Here is a 20,089-nt window from a genome sequence, read left to right as displayed (position 1 = left end):
CCGCTCAAGCCTTGTCGTGAAGAAGCGTCACGCCGACCGCGAGCAACGCGCCGTCGCCGTGGATCGTGCATCGTAGCTCGCCGTTCGCGGGATCGTCGAGGCGCAGCGTGTCGAACGGGTTCAGCGCGATGGGCGCGCCATCGCCGAGATCGACGACGGGTGCACCGCTCGCGCAGAACAGCAGCACGGCGTGCGCGCGCAGCGCATACGCCGCGCCGCCGCCGTGCCACGCGTCGACGCTGCCGCGCGCCGCGTCGCGCCGCGTCATCAAGTTGAAGTCGCGCGTCGGGCCGTCGTGCAGTTCGGCCGCGAGCGCAGTCTCGCCCGCGAATCCAACGTGATCGAGCGGCGCACGCAGTACGTGCCGCGCGCCGTCCGGTTCGACGAGCGTCATCCCTGCGCCCGCGAGCAGCACGAGCGTGCGGTCGATGCCGTCGAAACGCGAGAACGGCCCCGGCTGCGCGACGTCCGCGATGCTCACGCGCCACGCGAAGGTGTCGAAGGCAGCGCCGGTCGTGCGCTCGCCCGACGGATGCGCGGCGATCTCGCGCGTCACGCCGCCGCCATTCTTCCACGGCGACGCAACGAGCGAATCCGCGCGTATCAGCGTCGATTGCATCGTAGACGACACCATCCGCATCAGCGTCCGAGCATCGGCAGCTTGAGGCCCGCTTCCTTCGCGGTGCGCTGCGCGAGCTCGTAGCCGGCATCCGCATGGCGCATCACGCCCGTGGCCGGATCGTTGAACAGCACGCGGCCGAGGCGCTCGTGCGCGGCATCGGTGCCGTCGGCGACGATCACGACGCCCGCGTGCTGCGAGAAACCCATGCCGACACCGCCGCCGTGATGCAGCGACACCCACGACGCGCCGCCCGCGGTGTTCAGCAGCGCATTGAGGAGCGGCCAGTCGCTGACCGCGTCCGAGCCGTCCTTCATCGATTCCGTTTCGCGGTTCGGGCTCGCGACCGAGCCGGTGTCGAGGTGATCGCGGCCGATCACGATCGGCGCCTTCAGCTCGCCGTTCTTCACCATCTCGTTGAACGCCTGGCCGAGGCGATAGCGATCCTTCACGCCGACCCAGCAGATCCGCGCGGGCAGGCCCTGGAACGCGATGCGCTCGCGCGCCATGTCGAGCCAGTTGTGCAGGTGCGGATCGTCGGGGATCAGCTCCTTGACCTTCTGGTCGGTCTTGTAGATGTCCTCGGGGTCGCCCGACAGCGCGACCCAGCGGAACGGCCCCTTGCCCTCGCAGAAGAGCGGCCGGATGTATGCGGGCACGAAGCCCGGGAAGTCGAACGCGTTCTCGACGCCCATCTCGAGCGCCATCTGGCGGATGTTGTTGCCGTAATCGAGCGTCGCCGCGCCGCGCTCTTGCAGCGTCAGCATCGCGCGCACCTGCACCGCCATCGACTGCTTCGCCGCCTTCACGATGCTGTCCGGCGCGACCTTCTGCGCTTCGCGCCACTGCTCGACGGTCCAGCCCTGCGGCAGGTAGCCGTTGATCGGATCGTGCGCGCTCGTCTGGTCGGTCACGCAGTCCGGCGTGATGCCGCGCGCGACGATCTCGGCGAACACGTCGGCCGCGTTGCCGAGAAGCCCGATCGACACCGGCTTGCCCGCGCGCTTCGCATCGTCGATCATCGCGAGCGCCTCGTCGAGCGTCTTCGCCTTCTTGTCGACGTAGCGCGTCTTCAGGCGAAAGTCGATCCGCGATTCGTCGCATTCGACCGCGATCATCGAGAAGCCCGCCATCGTCGCCGCGAGCGGCTGCGCGCCGCCCATCCCGCCGAGGCCGCCCGTCAGGATCCAGCGGCCGCTCGGATCGCCGTTGAAGTGCTGGTTCGCAACCGAGAAGAACGTCTCATACGTGCCCTGCACGATCCCCTGGCTGCCGATGTAGATCCAGCTGCCCGCCGTCATCTGGCCGTACATCATCAGGCCCTTGCGGTCGAGCTCGTTGAAATGATCCCACGTCGCCCAGTGCGGCACGAGGTTCGAGTTCGCGATCAGCACGCGCGGCGCGTTCTCGTGCGTGCGAAACACGCCGACCGGCTTGCCCGATTGCACGAGCAGCGTCTCGTCGTCGTTCAAGTCTTTCAGCGACGCGAGAATCTGGTCGAAGCAATCCCAGTTGCGCGCCGCGCGGCCGATGCCGCCGTAGACGACGAGCGCGTGCGGATGCTCGGCGACCTCCGGATCGAGGTTGTTCTGGATCATCCGGTATGCGGCTTCGGCAAGCCAGTTCTTGCAGCGCTTCTCGCTGCCGCGCGGCGCACGGATCACGCGGGTCGGATCGAGACGCGGATCGATATGTTTCGGGTGATTCATGACGACTGCTCCCGGAAAGAAATGTGAGGGTTCGTTAAGCGTTCAGAAATGACCTGTGAAGCGATAGCGGCTGCCCGGATGCCAGAGATTCACGACCGACGCGACGACGCCTTGCGACCACGTGCGCCGATGCAGCACGAGGCACGGCTCGGTCTCGCCCGTCTCGAGCTGCTCGCGCATCGCACGGTCGGGCATCGCCGCCTCGATCCGGTACTCGACGCGCTGCAGCGGCGCGACGCGCATCAGGTACTGGTTCGGCGTGATCGTCGAGAAATCCTGGTCCGCGTAGTCCGCGGCGACGGCCGGATTGACCCAGCGCTCTTCGAGCTGGACCGGCTCGTCGTTCTCGTAGTGCAGCATCGCCGAGCGGAAGATCTTCGTGTTGAGCGGCACCTGCATCTCGTCGGCGAGCCCTTCGTCGGCCTTCATCGTGACGAGGTCGAGCACGCGCGCGTGGTGCTTGTGGCCGCGCGCGGCGATCTCGTCGGAGATGCTGCGGATCGCGACGAGCGTCGATTCGTACTTCGGCCGCGCGACGAAGGTGCCCGCCCCCTGGATGCGCGTGAGCACCTGCTCGGCCGTCAGTTCGCGCAGTGCGCGGTTGACGGTCATCCGCGCGACCTTGAATTCGCGCGCGAGCTCGTTCTCGGACGGCACCTGATCGCCTTCCGCCCATTCGCCGGCGTGAATGCGATCGAGGATGAAGTCCTTGATTTCCTGATAGGCGGGCGTGCTCATCGTCTTATTGTTCCGACTCGAACGCGAGCGGGCTCAGCTTCGCGAACGCGCGCTCGCGCACGCGCTGCGCGATCACCGCGATGTCCGGCGCGAAGTAGTGGTCGAGGTCGTAGTGCGCGACGTCCGTGCGGATCGCCTTCATCGCCTTTTGCAGCGCGGGGCTCGTTTCGTGCGGCGCGCGCAGGTCGACGCCCTGCGCGGCGGCGAGCAGCTCGATCGCGAGGATGTGTGCGGTGTTGTCCGCGATGTCGGCGAGCTTGCGCGCGGCGAACGTCGCCATCGACACGTGGTCTTCCTGGTTCGCCGAAGTCGGCAGCGAATCGACCGAGGCCGGATGCGCGAGCGTCTTGTTCTCCGACGCGAGCGCGGCGGCCGTCACGTGCGCGATCATGAAGCCCGAGTTCACGCCGCCGTCCTTGACGAGGAAAGGCGGCAGGCCCGACAGCGTCGCGTCGATCAGCAGCGCGATCCGGCGCTCGGCGAGCGCGCCGATCTCGGCCGCCGCGAGCGCGAGGTTGTCGGCCGCGAACGCGACGGGCTCCGCGTGGAAGTTGCCGCCCGACAGCACTTCGCTCGTGTCCGGGAAGATCAGCGGGTTGTCCGACACCGCGTTCGCTTCGATCAGCAGCACGCCGGCCGCGTGGCGCATCTGGTCGAGGCACGCGCCCATCACCTGCGGCTGGCAGCGCAGGCTGTACGGGTCCTGCACCTTGTCGCAGTCGCGGTGCGACACGTTGATCGCCGAGCCTTCGAGAAGCGAGCGGTACGCGCCCGCCGCGTCGATCTGGCCGCGATGGCCGCGCAGCTCGTGGATGCGCGCGTCGAACGGCTTCACCGAGCCCGCCGCCGCGTCGACCGACAGCGCGCCCGACACGAGCGCCGTGCGGTACAGGTCTTCGATCGCGAACAGGTTGTCGAGCGCGAGCGCGGTCGACGCCTGCGTGCCGTTCAGGAGCGCGAGCCCTTCCTTCGCCTCGAGCGTGAGCGGCGCGAGGCCCGCGACGCGCAGGCCATCCGTCGCGCTCGCGCGCTCGCCGCGGATGAACACTTCGCCGATGCCGAGCAACACCGCGGACATGTGCGCGAGCGGCGCGAGATCGCCCGACGCGCCGACCGAGCCCTTGACCGGGATGAGCGGCAACACGTCGGCGTTGAACAGCTTGATGAGCGCGTCCATCACGACGCGGCGGATGCCCGAGTGGCCGCGGCCGAGGCTCGACAGCTTGAGCGCGATCAGGAGGCGCACGACGGGACGCGACATCGGCTCGCCGACGCCCACCGCATGCGACAGCACGAGGTTCTTCTGCAGCAGCTCGAGCTGGTCGTGCGGGATGTGCGTGCTCGCGAGGCGTCCGAAGCCCGTGTTGATGCCGTAGGCCGGCTCGCCCTTCGCGGCAATGTCGGCGACGGCTTGCGCGCCCCGATCGATCGCGGCGAAGCTCGCGGGATCGAGCACGATCTGCACGTTCTCGCGGGCGATCCGGCGCAGTTGCGGGAGAGTCAGGCGGCCTGGGGTCAGCGTGATCATGAAGGGGTCCTGTCTATACAAGTTTCGGAGTGAGATGAAGTGTAGTGACTCGATGTTGTATAGACAACTTGTTTTTCAAAAATCCGGACTAGGAGTTTCCCCTAGCCCGGCGAGGTGCGCAGTCGGATCGGGGACGAAGTGGCCGGACGGGCCGGAGCGGGCTCGACGCCGGGGAAGCTGGGGATGCCGGAATGGCTGGCGAGCTACGGCGAGGCTTTCGATCGCCGAGATCGGTGACGTGGATTACGGTGGCGTAGAGGCTTGCTCCGACGGCTGCCGCCACGTATCGCCTCGCTATCGACATGCAAAGCCGCGAGTCACCGGCGGCCGCGCGCGATGCGGTGATTACGGTGATGCGTTGACGCCCGAGCGAACTCGAACGATCCGGACAACCCAGGATGATTCGAGCGGGCCGACGATCCGGACAGCGCGGACGATTCAAGCCGCTGACGATTCGTGCGACTCGCTCGACGAATCGCCGCGAAACAGATCTCCGCTAGAACGCGCCGCCTCCCGCGCGCCGCCACGCGACGCACGCGGCGTAGCCGGCTGGCGCGTCGAGCCAGGCGGCATCGAACGCCGCCGCGCCGCTCGCCGGCGCCGTCGGCTCGACGATGCCGACGGCGGGCGCGGCCGTCTCGATCGACGGCGCCCCGCCGTCGAGCACCGAAAACGCGGTCAAGCCGCCGCCGATCCCCGTGCCGAGCGCTTTCAGGAACGCCTCCTTCGCCGCCCACACGCGATAGAACGCCGCTTCGCGCTCGCCGACGGGCAGCCTGTCGATCGCCGCTGCGTCGGCGGGCGCGAACACCGCGCGGCCGAGCGACTGCCAGTCGACGCCCGCGCGCCGCTCCTCGATGTCGACGCCGACGCGCGCCGCGCGGCTCCAAGCGATCAGCGCGTGCGCGCCGGAATGCGACACGTTGAAGTCGAGCGTCGGCGCAAGCGCCGCGTGCTCGGGCGCGAGCTGCGGCCGGCCGGATGCGTCGGCGGCAATCCGCAGCTCGGCGGGCGGCAGGCCGAGCGCCGCGCCGATCAGGCTGCGCAACACGGCGCGCGTCGCCGCGCTGCGCAGCGTGTCCTCCGCGCGAACGAAACGGCGGGCGCGCTCGCGCTCGGCGTCGTTCAACTGTTCCAGCGCGCGCGTGCCGCGCGCCGCAGCGAGATCGAAATCCAGCCGCACGAGCCGCACGCCGGCGCGCTGCGCCGCTGCGGGCGGCGACAGCTCGACGACGCGGTAGGCGTCGTCGTACGTGAGCGGCAAAGCGGCGTCGGTCGGCTGGCGCATCGGCGGCGGTGCACGTCGTGCATGGAATGGAAAGCGCTCGATGGTAACGGATCTTCGCGCGCCGAGTCGCGCCGAGTCGAGCCGACCGCGACCGACGCACGCCGCTCAACCGGTCGCCGCCCGGCCGCCCTCCTCCGCGCGCACCACGCGGCCGCGCTCGTGCGCGGACGGCTGCCGATGGACGTCGCCCGGCGCATCGGGCGCGAGCTCGCCCGTCTTCAGCCAGCCGAGCGCGATCGGCCAGAGCGTCTGCTCGAAACGGCTGTGAAAAAACGCGAAATGCCCGACGGACGCCGCACCGATCTGCTCGGGCGCGATCCGCAGATGCGTGATCGCGCTGCGTGTGTAATAGCCGAGCAGACGTTCGACTGCCTCGACGGTGCCGAATTCGTCGTCTGACAGCCCGACGGCGAGCACCGGCGCGCTCAGGCGCGCGAAGCGCTCGACGAGATCGCGCCGCGCGTCGGCCGTCTCCGCGATCGGCGCGCGCACGTACGCGTCTTCGAAGCGCGGCCGGCTGCGGCACCACGACAGCGCGACGCCGCGCGGCGTGTCCTCCATCCAGCCGAGCCGCTTGGCGGGAACGTAGCCGAACAGGCGCGCGATGACGGGCATCAGCAGATGCCATTTGATCAGCATCCGCAGTCGATGCGAGCCCTTGTAATCGCGCCAGTATGCATATTGCGCGCCGACCGTGAACGCGCGCCGCACGAGCGCGTTCGACGCGGCGAGCCCGAGCGTGACCCCGCCGACGCTGTGCGCGACGACGTCGACCGGCTGGCCCGGAAACGTGCGTGACGCGTATTGCAGGACCGCGTCGCAATCGAGACGTCCCCAGTCGAGCCAGCTCGCGCGAAAGCCGGCGAGCGCGTCGGGCCGCGATTCGCCGATGCCGCGATAGTCGTAGACGAGCACGTCGCTGCCGTGGCTGAACAGATAGGCGGCGAAACGGAAGTAGTAGCGGCAGCGCACGGATGTCGCGCAATTGACGACCGTCACCGGCCTGCCGGCCGCCGGGCCGCGATGCCGCCACGCGAAGCCGCGCACGGGAAAGCCGTCGGCCGCCGGCGCGACGAAAGGCTCGGGCGGAATGGCGTCGGGCTGCTGATCCGGCATGTCGTCTCCTGTGACGGTCGTATCGAGACGGCGCGCCGCGCGGCCGCACGAAGCGCCGGCCGGCGGCAGCCGTCGTTGTTTCGGTTTTCGACGGATCGGCAGGCGAACGTCCAGTGTTCGCTCGCCGAAATCGGGTGGCTTCGCGGCGCGGCGCCGGCGCGCGAGATCGGCGCGCGAAAACAAGCGCGCGTATTCGTGTGTACGCCGCGCGTGCGCCGCCATCTGCTCAGCTTCTGCGTTTCGCCGCCTCGCACTCGGCCGGGAGAACATCGCGCAGCCGCGCGCTTCCGGAATCGCCTATCGCACAGGTAATGCCCGCAGCCGGACGGTTCGGGAAGCCGCAACGATACGTTACTCGATTTGCAGAAAAGCAGCAGTGCGGTGCCGGAATCGTGCGATATGCCGGCGAGGAACACGGGACGCACACGACGCGCGACGCGCGACGCGCGACGCGCGCGGCAGAATATATGCGCCCTTCTCCAAAGCAAGCGGTAGCAACGCCGTGCGAACGCCGATTCGCGCTAAACGAGCGCCGCGTCGAAGATCAGTGGGATCGCCGTCCGATGCGGCGTTGCGGCGGCGCGCCGATGCGTCGAAATTCGGCTGTTCGGGAACCGATGATCGGACACCGCGCAAAGACACGGGAAACGACATCATCGCGCATGAATCCATCAGCAGAGCGCGATAACGGATGCCATGACGCGCGGACGCTGAAGATGCGGAAGCGCCGTCGTTAATCGCGGAATTCGAAGTTGGGCATTCGGAGACGGGCGTTCAAGCTTCGATGCCGAGACGCGCGCATCGCACCAGTAGCCGCCACGCACGTATTCGCTACAAGAACAATCGGCCGCCGATCCGGCAGCCTCGCCCTCTCACGTCCATCAACGATACCGCGCGCGACTCGCCAATCCGGACCCGCCCGCGCACGCGCGATGCGACGCCGCTCAACTCAGCAACCCGAGCATCGCCGCGCGCACGACGGCAGCCGTCTTGTTCGCGGTCCTGAGCTTGAGGATTGCGTTCTTCACGTGGAAGTTCACCGTATCGACGGAGATCGCGAGAATCTTCGAGATCTCGCCAGACGTCTTGCCGTCCGCTGCCCACTTGAGCACCTCGACCTCGCGCTCGGTCAGACCGCGCTCCGGATCCGCCATCAGCTTCGGCAGCATCATGCGGCCGAGCGCGGCGTGCGCGGTACGCACGAGCCAGCGCATCCGGTACTCCTTCGCGTCGAGCTCCGCTTCCGTCATCGGCTCGCTCGAGCGGACGAGCGCGAGCATGCCCATGCCGCCGTATGCGTCGAAGTTCGACTGCGCCCAGCCGAACCGCAGTCCGAACGATTGCGCCTCGACCCACATCTGATGCGCGGACGCGAACAGCGCCTCGGTCAGGACGATCGGCTGCTGCGACCGGCGGCCATGCGCGAGGATCGGATCGACGTCGAGAAAGCCCGCCTCTCCGTAGCGCCGCTTCCATTGCTCGGGAAAATTGCTGCGCGTCTCGATTCGCGGCCTCGACAGCGGCCACGGCACGCGCAGCGCATACGCGCAGTATTCGAAGTCGAGAGCCGTAGTGGCGGCTTCGATGCTCCGAAACGCTTCTTCCTCGGATCGGGCGCCGTCCAGCCCCGCCAGCAGGTCCTCTGCCCAATTCCCCATCGCCGCCCTCATCGGATCTCCATGTCCGGGCAAGCCGAAGTCTCGCGCGTCGGCGGCGCGAAGCGCCGCGTCCAATGTATCGATGCGAGGCAAATCAGCCGGCCCGAATGATCAGCGTGATTTTTATGATTGTGCTTTTTCAGCTCGTGTTTTCGTGTAATTCGATTCGAATTACACATGCGCGATCTCATTCGGGCAAATGAGATTTTTTCATTCGGTAAAACGGGCCCATACGCGGCTCGAATAGGCGACGGGATCGCTCAATGCTTCTATTGATTATTCACGTGCGTCACTGCGGATATCTCGAAAAACACCGTTGCGGATGCGCCGGCGGAACGAGCAACGCGTCTCGCTCGGACTCGTCGGCACGCGCGCAGCGCGAAGCTCGCGCGATGTCTCTTTTTTAACCGCAGAGTGAAACCAGGTGAATTTCGCGATAGGCGCAATCGCATGGCTTAAAAGAAAAACAACGCGCGCTCGCCGCACCGCAATATGCGTTCGGCCATGTCGACCGGCCCTGTGATGCGAGCCGCGCGGGTCGCGGCAGACGATGGATGACCGCGTTGGATGACCGCATGCAGTCGGCTGCCTGCGCGAGTTGCGCAGGCGCCTTTGCACGGCGTCGATATCGTCATCGGTGGGCGACGTGACCTGGCGCGGAGCGAACGCTCGGGAAGCGAAGCAGCGCGCCGGCACGCTCGTCAATGAATTGGAAAACAGAAAGGAAGCGCGGCGACAGAACCCTGCATGCCATGCACACTGGGTGTTGCCTGCTGCGCGGCGGCAGGCCGGATGCTTCGTCAGCCGAACAATCGTCAGCCGGCGGGAAGCGCAGCCGGGAATGGCACGGACACGGCCGCAGCGAGCCGCGCCGGCAGCACGGCCACCTGGTCGAGCTGCGCCATGACTTCGCCGAGCGAAAACGCGACGCTGCAGTTCGTCGTGTCGATCGAGATGTCGGGTGCGACAGGCGGCTCGTAGGCACTCGACACGCCCGTGAACTGCATCAAACGCCCTTGCTCGGCGCGCGCGTACATCCCCTTCGGATCGCGCGCGCGGCACACTTCGAGCGGCGTCGACACATAGGCCTCGAAAAAACCGTTCCCGACGATCGAGCGTGCGAGATCACGATGCGCCCTCAGCGGCGAGATCGTCGCAACGACGACGACGTAGCCTTCGCGCTGGAACAGCTTCGCGACGTGCGCGAAGCGGCGAATGTTCTCCATCCTGTCGGCGTCCGAAAAGCCGAGATCCGAGCACAGACCGGTGCGCAGCGTATCACCGTCGAGCACGATCGCCTTCGCGCCGCTCTCGAGCAGCCGGCTCAGCAGAGCATTCGCAGTCGTCGTCTTGCCGGCCCCCGACAACCCCGTCATCCACACGACCGGAGCGATCGCCTCCGGCGGAAAACCGTCCTTCATGTCCATGCATTCGCCTCTATCAAGCTCCTCCTAGCACGAAGCGAGAGTTTAACAACTGAAAGAGATCAAAAATGCGGTCTTTTCGAAATATTTCGGCCATATTAATTACAAAAAATTAAATGCACCAGATCAGGATTCATTTTACGGTCACCAATGCATCGAGCGCCCGCTTGCGCGCGGCGTCGTGAGCGATGATCGGCAGCGGATAGGTATCGCCGAGCCGCACGCCCGCTGCGGCGAGTTGCGCGGACGGCGCGACCCACGGCTCGTGGATCGCGTTCGCCGGCAGGCCGGCCAGTTCGGCACCCAGCGCCGCACGTACGCGCCGTCCGGGTCGGACTTCTTCCCCTGCGCAATCGGATTGAAGATCCGGAAATATGGCGCGGCGTCCGCGCCGCAACCCGCGACCCGCTGCCAGTTCGCCGCGTTCGACGCGGCGTCCGCGTCGACGAGCGTATCGCAGAACCACGCGTCGCCTTCGCGTCAGTCGATCAGCAAATGTTTGACGAGGAACGGTGCGCATACCATCCGCGCACGGTTGTGCATCCAGCCCGTCGCCCATAGCTCGCGCATACCGGCGTCGACGAACGGATAGCCGGTTGCGCGGCGCCGCCATGCGGCGAGCGCCGCGTCGAGCGCGCGCAGCGATCCGTGCAGCCGCCAGCGCGCCGCGCCACCCAGCGGACGCGCACCGGCGCGCTCGTCGAACACGTACGCGCCGATCACGGGACGTCCCGACTCGGCGGCACGCACGAGCGCGGGATGATCGGACACGCGCAGATCGTCGCGAAACCGGACGACGGCGTGAGCGATCGAGAAAGCGGCGGACAAGGGGGCAGACCTCCGCGAAAGAAAAACGAAAAATCGTGATTGCGGACTGTATCGAGGCGAGTGCGGCGCGGGAACGGCGAATAAGCTCGCCATGCGGGAAAAACCCGCTCAGTAGCGATCTTTCATGCTTCTTGCGCCGCCCCCAAATATACGGAATTACCCTCGGTTTTATACGCCATTCGTTCCGCAATCATGGATTACACGGATGTTTGAATCGTCGCTCGACGCAAGCGACATGGCGGCGCCCCCGGAAGCTTCGCTGTTTGGAGGCTGCGCCCTAATCCGAATGTTTGGCTGAACGATCATTGTGCACGTATAAATCAGCGCAACGGGCATGAACTCGTCGGCGCGAGCGACAATCGCTTGCGTACGCAATAAACCGGAGCACAACACAATCGGTACCCAACATGGAGGGTGACAATGGCAATTCAGCAACCGGCATCAACGGCCTGGACCGACACGAAGCGCTATTGGTGGCTGCTCGGCGCGCTGACGATCACGCTGCCGCTCCTGGCCGCGTTCCTCGCACTGTCGACCGGCTGGCACATCTTCTGGTGGTTCGGGCCGCTCTTCGCGTTCGGCGTCATTCCGGTTCTCGACATGCTGATCGGCGTCGACAGCGAGAATCCGCCTGACGCCGTCGTGCCTCGGCTCGAAAGCGACCGCTACTACCGCTACGTCGTCTATCTCGCGACCTTCATCGTCTACGTCGCATTCGCGGGCGCGATGTGGATCGTGAGCACGCAGTCGCTCGCGTGGTACGACTATCTCGGCTTCGCGCTGTCGCTCGGCGCGGCGACCGGCATCTCGATCAACACTGCGCACGAGCTCGGCCACAAGACGAGCCCGTTCGAGCGCTGGCTCGCGAAGATCACGCTCGCGCCCGTTGCGTACGGCCATTTCTTCGTCGAGCACAATCGCGGCCATCACGTGCGCGTCGCGACGCCGAACGATCCCGCGAGCGCGCGCTACGGAGAATCGTTCTGGGCATTCTTGCCGCGCACCGTGGCCGGCAGCGTCGCGTCCGCGTGGCGGCTCGAACGGGAGCGGCTCGCGCGCAGCGGCCGCTCGGCCTTGTCGTGGCGCAACGAAGTGTTGCAGGCGTGGGCGATGACGGTCGCGCTGTGGGGCGCCGCGATCGCGTTCGGCGGCACGAAGGTGATCCCGTTCCTGCTGATCCAGGCGGCGTACGGCGCATCGCTGCTCGAAGTCGTGAACTACGTCGAGCACTACGGACTCGGCCGCAAGCAGTTGCCGACCGGGCGCTACGAGCGCTGCACGCCGCAGCATTCGTGGAACAGCAACCATGTGGTGACCAATCTGTTCCTCTATCAGTTGCAGCGCCACGCCGACCATCACGCGAATCCGACGCGCTCGTATCAGGCGCTGCGGCACTTCGACGATTCGCCTCAATTGCCCGCCGGCTATGCGGCGATGATCCTGCTCGCATACGTGCCGCCGCTATGGTTCAGGGTGATGAATCCGCGCGTCGTCGCGCACTACGGCGCGAACATGGCGCAATCGAACATCAAGCCTTCGATCCGGCGGAAGGTGCTCGCGGATCTGGCCGTCGCGAACACGTGACGATGCGGGCCGTCGCGCTGACGGTTCTCCGCATGAGGCGCCGCGTGTGCGCCCTGTCGACGCGCGCCACGGCTTTTTTTGTCGTTCAGAACGGGCACGGCGCGGCATCCGGCCACGGGTTGCCTTGCTTCTCTTCATCATCTTCCGCACTTTCTCGTCTTCACGCCCTCGCGCTTAAAGCCCGCTCCTGGTCGTTGGTTCAGGTCAGCCGCCGCTTCGTGTCCGTCGCCTCGCGCTGAACGTCACCCCGCCTCATCGCGCTCGCATCCATTGCGGCTTCTCTTTCCGACCACGAGACGCTCGGCTCGTCGGCTCCGCGCTTCGCCCGCACTGCGTGCGATCGCGTCCGCCACGGCAACCCGCCTCGCGGCGTCGTACCCGCCCGCGGCCAATTGACACGCCGTCTTTGCCGTGACGCCCTGCGACCCAATATCGGCACGCCTTCACGGCCGATCGCATGCGCGGCGCAACCGCGTCGCGTCACCCTGGCGCCGCATCGAGCCTTTACAAGCGCATACCCGTCTCATACCATCCACACAAACATACATTTGTTGTGCATGTTAAAACGACGGCCCGTCATACCGCCGTCGCATTGAACGTTTTCTCCACATCCCACCCTCTTGAAGGAGAGAGGTCATGCGCTCCACACGTCGTCTATGGACATGGCTCGGGCTCGTCTGCCTCGCGTCATTCGCCGTCCTGCTATGGCTCGGCAGAGACATCTATCTCACCGCACCGCCGATTCCGAACGCGGTCGTCAGCGAAAATGGGCGCGTCATTTTCACTGGCGAGCAGATCAGGCGCGGTCAGCAAGTGTGGCTCGCGTCGGGCGGCCAGCAACTCGGCACCGTCTGGGGCCACGGCAGCTACGTCGCGCCGGACTGGTCGGCGGACTGGCTGCATCGCGAAGCGCTCGAACTGCGCGAAGCGTGGGCGCGCCAGCAATTCGGCGCGCCGTACGCGAAGCTGCCGGTCGATCAGCAAGGCATGCTCGATGCGCGTCTGAAGCATGAAATGCGCACGAACCGCTACGACGCCGCAAGCAATCGCCTCACGCTGTCGGACGCGCGTGCCACCGCGACGCTACGCGTCGCCGAGCACTACGAAGCATTGTTCGGCACCGATTCGTCGCTCGACACGCTGCGCGATCAATACGCGATGACGGCGGGCTCGGTGCCGGGCGCGGCCGATCGCACGGCACTCGCGTCGTTCTTCTTCTGGTCCGCATGGTCGGCCACGACTGACCGCCCGGGCGAAATGGGCATCACGTACACGAACAACTGGCCGCACGAGCCGCTCGTCGGCAACACGCCGACGGCCGCGAACGGCATGTGGTCGATCGCGAGCGTGATCATCCTGCTCGGCGCGATCGCCGGGATGATCTGGTATCACACCGCGCACGGCGAGCACGACACGCCGCTCGCCGTGCCGACGAACGATCCGCTCGTCAACGTGAAGCCGACGCCGTCGATGCGCGCGACGAAGAAGTACTTCTACGTCGTGATCGGCCTGTTGCTCACGCAGGTTCTGATGGGCGCGATCACCGCACACTATGCGGTCGAAGGCCACAGCTTCTTCGGCATTCCGCTCGCGGACGTCTTGCCGTGGATCGTGAGCCGCACGATCCACACACAGTTCGGCGTGCTTTGGATCGCGACCGCGTGGCTCGCAACGGGTCTCTACATCTCGCCGCTCCTGTCGGGCCGCGAACCGCGCCTGCAGAAGCTCGGCGTCGATGCGCTGTTCTGGGCGCTGATCTTCATCGTCGTCGGCTCGACCGTCACCGGCTGGCTCGGCTCGCTCAAGCATCTCGGCACGAACTACGCGTTCTGGATCGGCAACCAGGGCCTCGCCTATACGAGCATGGGCCGCGTCTGGCAGATCCTGCTCTTCGTCGGCCTGCTGTTCTGGCTGTTCCTGATGGGACGCGCGCTGATGCCCGCGCTGAAGAACAAGGCGACCGAAGGCCGCGGCCTCATCGGCATGGTGTTCCTGTCCGCCGCATGCATCGGGCTCTTCTATGCATCGTCGCTCGCGTGGGGGCAAAACACGCACTACTCGATGATCGAGTACTGGAGATGGTGGCTCGTGCACCTGTGGGTCGAAGGCTTCTTCGAAGTGTTCGCGACCGCGGTGATCGCCCTCATCTTCGCGCGCCTCGGCCTCATCCGATTCGAAAGCGCGAATCGCGCGATCGTGATGGAAACGATCGTGTTCCTGTTCGGCGGCATTCTCGGCACGCTGCACCATCTGTACTTCACCGGCACGACGACGTCGATCATCGCGGTGGGCGCCGTGTTCTCCGCGTGCGAAGTGGTGCCGCTCGCGCTCGTCGGCATCGAAGGCTGGCAGACGTATCGCAAGTCGCACGCCGCGCCCTGGATCCAGTCGTACAAGTGGGCGATCCTCTGCTTCGTCGCGGTCGGCGTGTGGAATACCGTCGGCGCGGGCCTGCTCGGCTTCTCGATCAATCCGCCGATCTCGCTCTACTACGTGCAAGGCCTCAACATGACGCCCGCACACGGCCATGCCGCGCTGTTCGGCGTGTACGGGATGCTCGGCATCGGCCTCATGCTGTTCTGCCTGCGCGGCATGACCGTTCGCAGCGCGTGGAGCGACAGCCTGCTCAAGCCCGCGTTCTGGCTGCTCAACGTCGGCCTCTTCATGATGGTGTTCCTGTCGATCCTGCCGTCGGGCATCTATGAAGCCTATGCGAGCGTGACGAAAGGTCTCTGGTATGCGCGCTCGCCGGAGATCGTGCATGCGCCGATCATGAACGCACTCGTGTGGCTGCGCGTGCCGGGCGACGTCGTGTTCGCGTTCGGCGTGCTGTATCTCGGATGGTTCGCGCTGCGCCTGCTGCGCCGGCCCGCGCCGTCGCGACCCGACGAATGCGCCGTCGGACAGACCGTGCAACGCACGTAAGCATCGTCACCTGAACTTGCCGGCCGCGCGACGCGCGGCCGGTCTTCTCCCTCTCCTTCCGTTCGGGGCCAATCATGTGCAATTCATCAAGAATCCGAAGCGAAACGCCGGACGAGCGCGCGCTGCCGCGCTGCTCATCGGTGCAGCGAGCGTCGCGCTCGTCGTCGGCGCCGCGGTGCTGCGGCGGCAAACGGCGCTGTTTCTGTGGATGCTCGCAGCAAGCGTCGCGTGCTGGCGGGCGGGCAACGTCGTCTGGCTGCTGACGGGCGATCCGTCCTCGGCCGTGCCATGGTGGCTCGCGTTCCTGATCCTGACGATCGCCGCCGAGCGGCTCGAACTCACGCGCGTGCGCCCACTGCCGCGCAGCGCGAGCGCCCTCTTCCGCGGCATCGCGGCGCTGCTGCCCGTCGCCGCGGCGCTCGCGCCGTGGCAGCCGCTGCCCGCGCTGCGGCTATTCGGTGCGGGCGAGTTGCTGCTCGCGCTATGGCTGATTCGCTACGACATCGCGCGCCGCACGGTGCGCCAGCGCGGCCTCACGCGCTTCGTCGCCGTCTGCCTGCTGTCCGGCTATGGCCGGCTCGCCGTGAGCGGCGCGCTCAGTCTCGACGGCGCGCTCGCGCCCGGCCATCCGGCGCACGACGCCGCCCTGCACACGCTCACGCTCGGCTTCGTGTTCTCGATGATCCTCGGGCACACACCGATCATCGTGCCGGCCGTCGCACGGTTGCGCGTGGCATATCGGCCATTCTTCTACGCGCCGCTCGCGCTACTGCATGCGACCGTCGCGCTGCGCGTCGCGGGTGGCCTCCTCGATGTGTTCACGCTGCGGCGCGCGGGCGGTGAAGCCGCCGCCGTCGCGATCGCGAGCTTCGCCGTGACGCTCGCGATCGGCATCGGGCTCGCGCGTCAAGCGAAGACGCGCCGAAACATCGGCAAACATCCCCTTTGGATCACCACCTCCGTGGTGTCAACGGTCCGACACGGCGGTCTTGCGCTCGAGCAAGGCCGCAGCCGTGCAATCTTGTCGCAGGGCTTGCGCGCGTTTCTTCCATATGATGCATTAAGAAAGCAACATATCGAAAAGGGGAACGTCATGCTGCTCGCCCGCTCGACGGACCGCAACGTGCTCGCGCAGCCGGACGGCCGCCGCAGCGCGCTGTGGTCGACCGGCTTCCGGCCCTTCTATCTGGGCGGCGCATGCTTCGGCGCGATCGCGATGCTCGCGTGGCTCGGCGCGCTCGCGGGCCGCGACTGGGCAGGCCACGCGCCGCCGATGAGCGGCCTTTTCTGGCACGCACATGAAATGATCTTCGGCTTTGCCTGCGCGATCGTGTCCGGCTTCCTGCTGACGTCGGTGCGCACGTGGACATCGACGAATCCCGCACAAGGCCCGTCGCTCGTCGCGCTGTGGCTGCTGTGGCTCGCAGGCCGCGTGCTGATGTGGACGGGTCCCGGCTGGGTCGCGGCGGCCGTCGACATCGCGTTCCTGCCCGCGGTCGCCTATGCGCTCGTCCGCGCGCTGGTCGGCGCGAAGAATCGTCATGGGATCTTCCTGCCCGTCGCGCTCGGCATGCTCGCCATGCTCAACGCGCTATTTCACATAGGGGTCCGGCAAGGACACGCCGCATGGGCGCTGCGCTGCGCCGATCTTGCCGCGGGCTTCCTCGTGCTCTTCATCGTCATCATCGGCGGCCGCATCATCCCGTCGATCACGGCCGCCGCGCCGCCCCGGTTGCCGGTGAAGCAGTGGCGGATCGTCGAATCGTCGGTGATGCCGGTCACGTTGGCGGCGCTCGTGGTCGACGCGGCCGGCGCGCCCGCCTGGGCGATCGCCGCGCTCGCATGGACGGCCGCCGCGCTGCACGCGGCGCGGCTCGTCGGCTGGCGCTTCTGGGCGGTCGGGCGGCGGCCGATGCTGTCGGTCCTGCACGTCGCGTATGCGTCGATCGCGGCCGGCTTCGCACTGACCGGCTTGAGCGCGTATGGCCTCGTCGCGCATTCGCTCACGCTGCACATGTTCACGATGGGCGCGATCGGCTGTGCGATCGTCGGCATGATCACGCGCACCGCACTCGAGCACACGGGACGCGAACAGGTCGCACGAGCCGCTGAACGCGTCTGCTACGGGCTCCTGATCGTCGCGACGCTCGCACGCGTGCTCGGGCCGTGGCTCGCTCCCGCCGCGACCGCGCAGTGGCTCGTCGTCGCCGGCATCGGATGGTCCGCCGCGCTGGTCGTCTATCTGGCGCGCCATGCCGGTCATCTGATGGCGCCCGCCGTGATTCCATCCGGTTCGGACACGAAATCCGGCAAGTGAACGTGCTGCGCGACGGTTACACGCGCCACGCTCCCTTTCAACCGCCTCGTTCGTCGTAGTGCCGAAAGCGGAGCGCCCGCCGTTCATCGAATGCGGATCGTTTGTTATTCGTCGCTCGTCATTCGTGCGTCATTCGTCGTGCGGTTGCGGCGAGTCGACCTCTTCGGCCATTCATCGCAGACCGCGTAATGTGCGGACGCACACTGCTGTAGCCGGCTCATCGTCGACGGCAAATCGGCCCGCTCGAAATTGCATGCATGCGAAGCAGCCCTTGATTCGTTGCTCGTGCTTCGCTCGCATTCGGATGTCCGACGATCGTGCATCGGCAACGCGCACGCGCCGACAAGCGTCCGTTCGACGCGCGCCGAAGTCGTCCTGTCGATGCAGCACGACAAACTCGGCCATCCGTTTCTCCGCGGCGCCTTCGGTCCGGCAACCCTGTCGCCGATGTCGCAGCCCTAATTCGCCGCGCCTTAATCGCCGTCAAGCGCGCGCCAAACTTCGCCGGATCGCCGTTGACCCATACAACATCTGGTATTTAGCATTCACCCAGTCACCAGATTTTGTGCCACCAACGAAAGAGGCCCACGTTGTCCGAGACCACGCTCCCTTCCGCCGCGTCGAACCCGACGTCGCGCGACAAGCCGTTGATCGACGTCGAGACGTCGATCAACGAATACCTGGACCGGCAGGACTGGCGCGTCAACGCAAACGCGAACCAGGGCTACTCGCTCGGCGGCCTGATCCTGAACGTGTCCGGCAAGGTGATCGCGAATTACTGGCTGAGCCACGTGTATCCAGGCGAAGTCGGCGAAGCGCATCGCAACGCAGATCTGCACATCCACGATCTCGACATGCTGTCCGGCTACTGCGCGGGCTGGTCGCTGCGCACGCTGCTCGCCGAAGGACTGAACGGCGTGCCCGGCAAGGTCGAGTCGGGGCCGCCGAAGCACATGTCGAGCGCGGTCGGCCAGATCGTGAATTTCCTCGGCACGCTGCAGAACGAGTGGGCGGGCGCACAGGCGTTCAGTTCGTTCGATACGTACATGGCGCCGTTCGTGCGTCGCGACGCGCTCACCTATGCCGAAGTCCGGCAGTCCGTGCAGGAGCTGATCTACAACCTGAACGTACCGTCGCGCTGGGGCACGCAGACGCCGTTTACGAACCTGACGTTCGACTGGACCTGCCCCGACGATCTGCGCAAGCAGGCGCCCGTGATCGCCGGCGACGAGATGCCGTTCACGTACGGCGATCTGCAGGACGAAATGGATATGATCAACCAGGCCTACATCGACGTGATGCAGGCTGGCGACGCGGCGGGCCGCGTGTTCACGTTCCCGATCCCGACGTACAACATCACGGCCGATTTCGACTGGCACAGTCCGAATGCCGAGCGCCTGTTCGAGATGACCGCGCGCTACGGGCTGCCATACTTCCAGAACTTCATCAATTCGGAGCTGAAGCCGAACATGATCCGCTCGATGTGCTGCCGGCTTCAGCTCGACCTGCGCGAGCTGATGAAGCGCGGCAACGGGCTCTTCGGCTCGGCCGAGCAGACGGGGTCGATCGGCGTCGTCACCGTGAATTGCGCGCGACTCGGTTATCTGCACGCGGGCGACGAGCGCGCGCTGTTCGCGCGGCTCGACGCGCTGCTCGACCATGGCAAGACCAGTCTCGAGATCAAGCGCGACGTGATCCAGCATCACATGGACAACGGGCTCTTCCCGTATACGAAGCGTTATCTCGGCACGCTGCGCAATCATTTTTCGACACTCGGCGTGAACGGCGTCAACGAGATGATCCGCAATTTCACACACGACGAGCACGACTTGACGACCGACTGGGGCCACGCGTTCGCGCTGCGGCTGCTCGACCACGTGCGTGCGCGCATCGTCGACTATCAGGAAGAGACCGGCCACATGTACAACCTCGAAGCGACGCCCGCCGAAGGCACGACGTATCGCTTCGCGAAGGAAGACCGCCGCCGCTATCCGGACATCCTGCAGGCCGGCGCGCCGCAGATGCCGTACTACACGAACTCGTCGCAGCTTCCGGTGGGCTTCACCGACGATCCGTTCGAGGCGCTCGAGCGCCAGGACGATCTGCAGCGCAAGTACACGGGCGGCACGGTGCTGCACCTCTACATGACCGAGGCGCTGTCGTCCGCCGATGCGTGCCGGACGCTCGTCAAGCGCGCGCTCACCCGCTTCTCGCTGCCGTATCTGACCGTCACGCCGACGTTCTCGATCTGCCCGACGCACGGCTATCTCGCCGGCAGCCACACGTTTTGCCCGAAGTGCGACGAAGCGCTGCTGCGTCGCAAATTATCTCACCCCCAACCGATGGAAGCCTGAA

The 20,089-nt window shown here is 66.4% G+C and carries 12 protein-coding genes and 2 pseudogenes; 5 read left to right on the top strand and 9 right to left on the bottom strand.

Translation table 11 applies throughout. The features are described from left to right. Positions 1–4: 4 nt before the first annotated feature. The 9 genes and pseudogenes from WS70_RS06550 to WS70_RS06510 all read right to left on the bottom strand — a co-directional run bounded on the left by WS70_RS06550 (position 5) and on the right by WS70_RS06510 (position 10,908). Positions 5–640 carry a HutD/Ves family protein gene (locus WS70_RS06550; RefSeq protein WP_059471229.1) on the bottom strand — a complete coding sequence of 212 codons (636 nt, stop codon included), beginning with the start codon at positions 638–640 and terminating at the stop codon, positions 5–7. Further along, positions 640–2,328, bottom strand: coding sequence for a urocanate hydratase (gene hutU / locus WS70_RS06545; RefSeq protein WP_059471228.1), 1,689 nt, complete (start codon positions 2,326–2,328; stop codon positions 640–642). The genes WS70_RS06550 and hutU overlap by 1 nt, the downstream gene beginning before the upstream one ends. 42 nt (positions 2,329–2,370) lie before the next feature. Then, positions 2,371–3,066, bottom strand: a complete 696-nt coding sequence (gene hutC, locus WS70_RS06540) for a histidine utilization repressor (RefSeq protein WP_059471227.1) — start codon at positions 3,064–3,066, stop codon at positions 2,371–2,373. A 4-nt stretch (positions 3,067–3,070) separates the two neighbouring features. Then, complete coding sequence (gene hutH / locus WS70_RS06535) at positions 3,071–4,594, bottom strand: histidine ammonia-lyase (protein WP_059596532.1); 1,524 nt, start codon at positions 4,592–4,594, stop codon at positions 3,071–3,073. A 496-nt stretch (positions 4,595–5,090) separates the two neighbouring features. Next, positions 5,091–5,882 carry a 4'-phosphopantetheinyl transferase family protein gene (locus WS70_RS06530; protein WP_059473166.1) on the bottom strand — a complete coding sequence of 264 codons (792 nt, stop codon included), beginning with the start codon at positions 5,880–5,882 and terminating at the stop codon, positions 5,091–5,093. A 105-nt stretch (positions 5,883–5,987) separates the two neighbouring features. Beyond that, entirely contained in the window at positions 5,988–6,998 is a 1,011-nt protein-coding gene (locus tag WS70_RS06525) for an alpha/beta hydrolase family protein (RefSeq protein WP_059473168.1), read from the bottom strand. Positions 6,999–7,942: 944 nt separating this feature from the next. Next, positions 7,943–8,656: an autoinducer binding domain-containing protein gene (locus WS70_RS06520; RefSeq protein WP_059473167.1), complete on the bottom strand. Its 714-nt coding sequence runs from the start codon at positions 8,654–8,656 to the stop codon at positions 7,943–7,945. A gap of 815 nt (positions 8,657–9,471) precedes the next feature. Then, positions 9,472–10,083 carry an adenylyl-sulfate kinase gene (gene cysC, locus WS70_RS06515; protein WP_059596533.1) on the bottom strand — a complete coding sequence of 204 codons (612 nt, stop codon included), beginning with the start codon at positions 10,081–10,083 and terminating at the stop codon, positions 9,472–9,474. A 130-nt stretch (positions 10,084–10,213) separates the two neighbouring features. Further along, positions 10,214–10,908: pseudogene (locus tag WS70_RS06510) on the bottom strand (FAD-binding domain-containing protein). Positions 10,909–11,328: 420 nt separating this feature from the next. Here WS70_RS06510 and WS70_RS06505 point away from each other — a divergent pair. The 5 genes and pseudogenes from WS70_RS06505 to WS70_RS06480 all read left to right on the top strand — a co-directional run bounded on the left by WS70_RS06505 (position 11,329) and on the right by WS70_RS06480 (position 20,088). Then, on the top strand, positions 11,329–12,492 hold the full coding sequence (locus WS70_RS06505) for an alkane 1-monooxygenase (RefSeq protein ID WP_059473164.1): 1,164 nt from the start codon (positions 11,329–11,331) through the stop codon (positions 12,490–12,492). A gap of 636 nt (positions 12,493–13,128) precedes the next feature. After that, positions 13,129–15,417 carry a nitric-oxide reductase large subunit gene (locus WS70_RS06500; protein WP_059596534.1) on the top strand — a complete coding sequence of 763 codons (2,289 nt, stop codon included), beginning with the start codon at positions 13,129–13,131 and terminating at the stop codon, positions 15,415–15,417. A gap of 118 nt (positions 15,418–15,535) precedes the next feature. Further along, positions 15,536–16,354: pseudogene (locus tag WS70_RS06495) on the top strand (hypothetical protein); the annotation flags it as partial. A gap of 156 nt (positions 16,355–16,510) precedes the next feature. Next, positions 16,511–17,734: an NnrS family protein gene (locus WS70_RS06490; RefSeq protein ID WP_059596549.1), complete on the top strand. Its 1,224-nt coding sequence runs from the start codon at positions 16,511–16,513 to the stop codon at positions 17,732–17,734. Positions 17,735–18,324: 590 nt separating this feature from the next. Then, positions 18,325–20,088: a ribonucleoside triphosphate reductase gene (locus tag WS70_RS06480; protein ID WP_059596535.1), complete on the top strand. Its 1,764-nt coding sequence runs from the start codon at positions 18,325–18,327 to the stop codon at positions 20,086–20,088. Position 20,089 lies beyond the last annotated feature (1 nt).

Origin of the sequence: Burkholderia mayonis (genome assembly GCF_001523745.2) — a bacterium.
GTDB lineage: Bacteria > Pseudomonadota > Gammaproteobacteria > Burkholderiales > Burkholderiaceae > Burkholderia > Burkholderia mayonis.
This window is presented reverse-complemented; position numbering and strand designations above follow the sequence as displayed.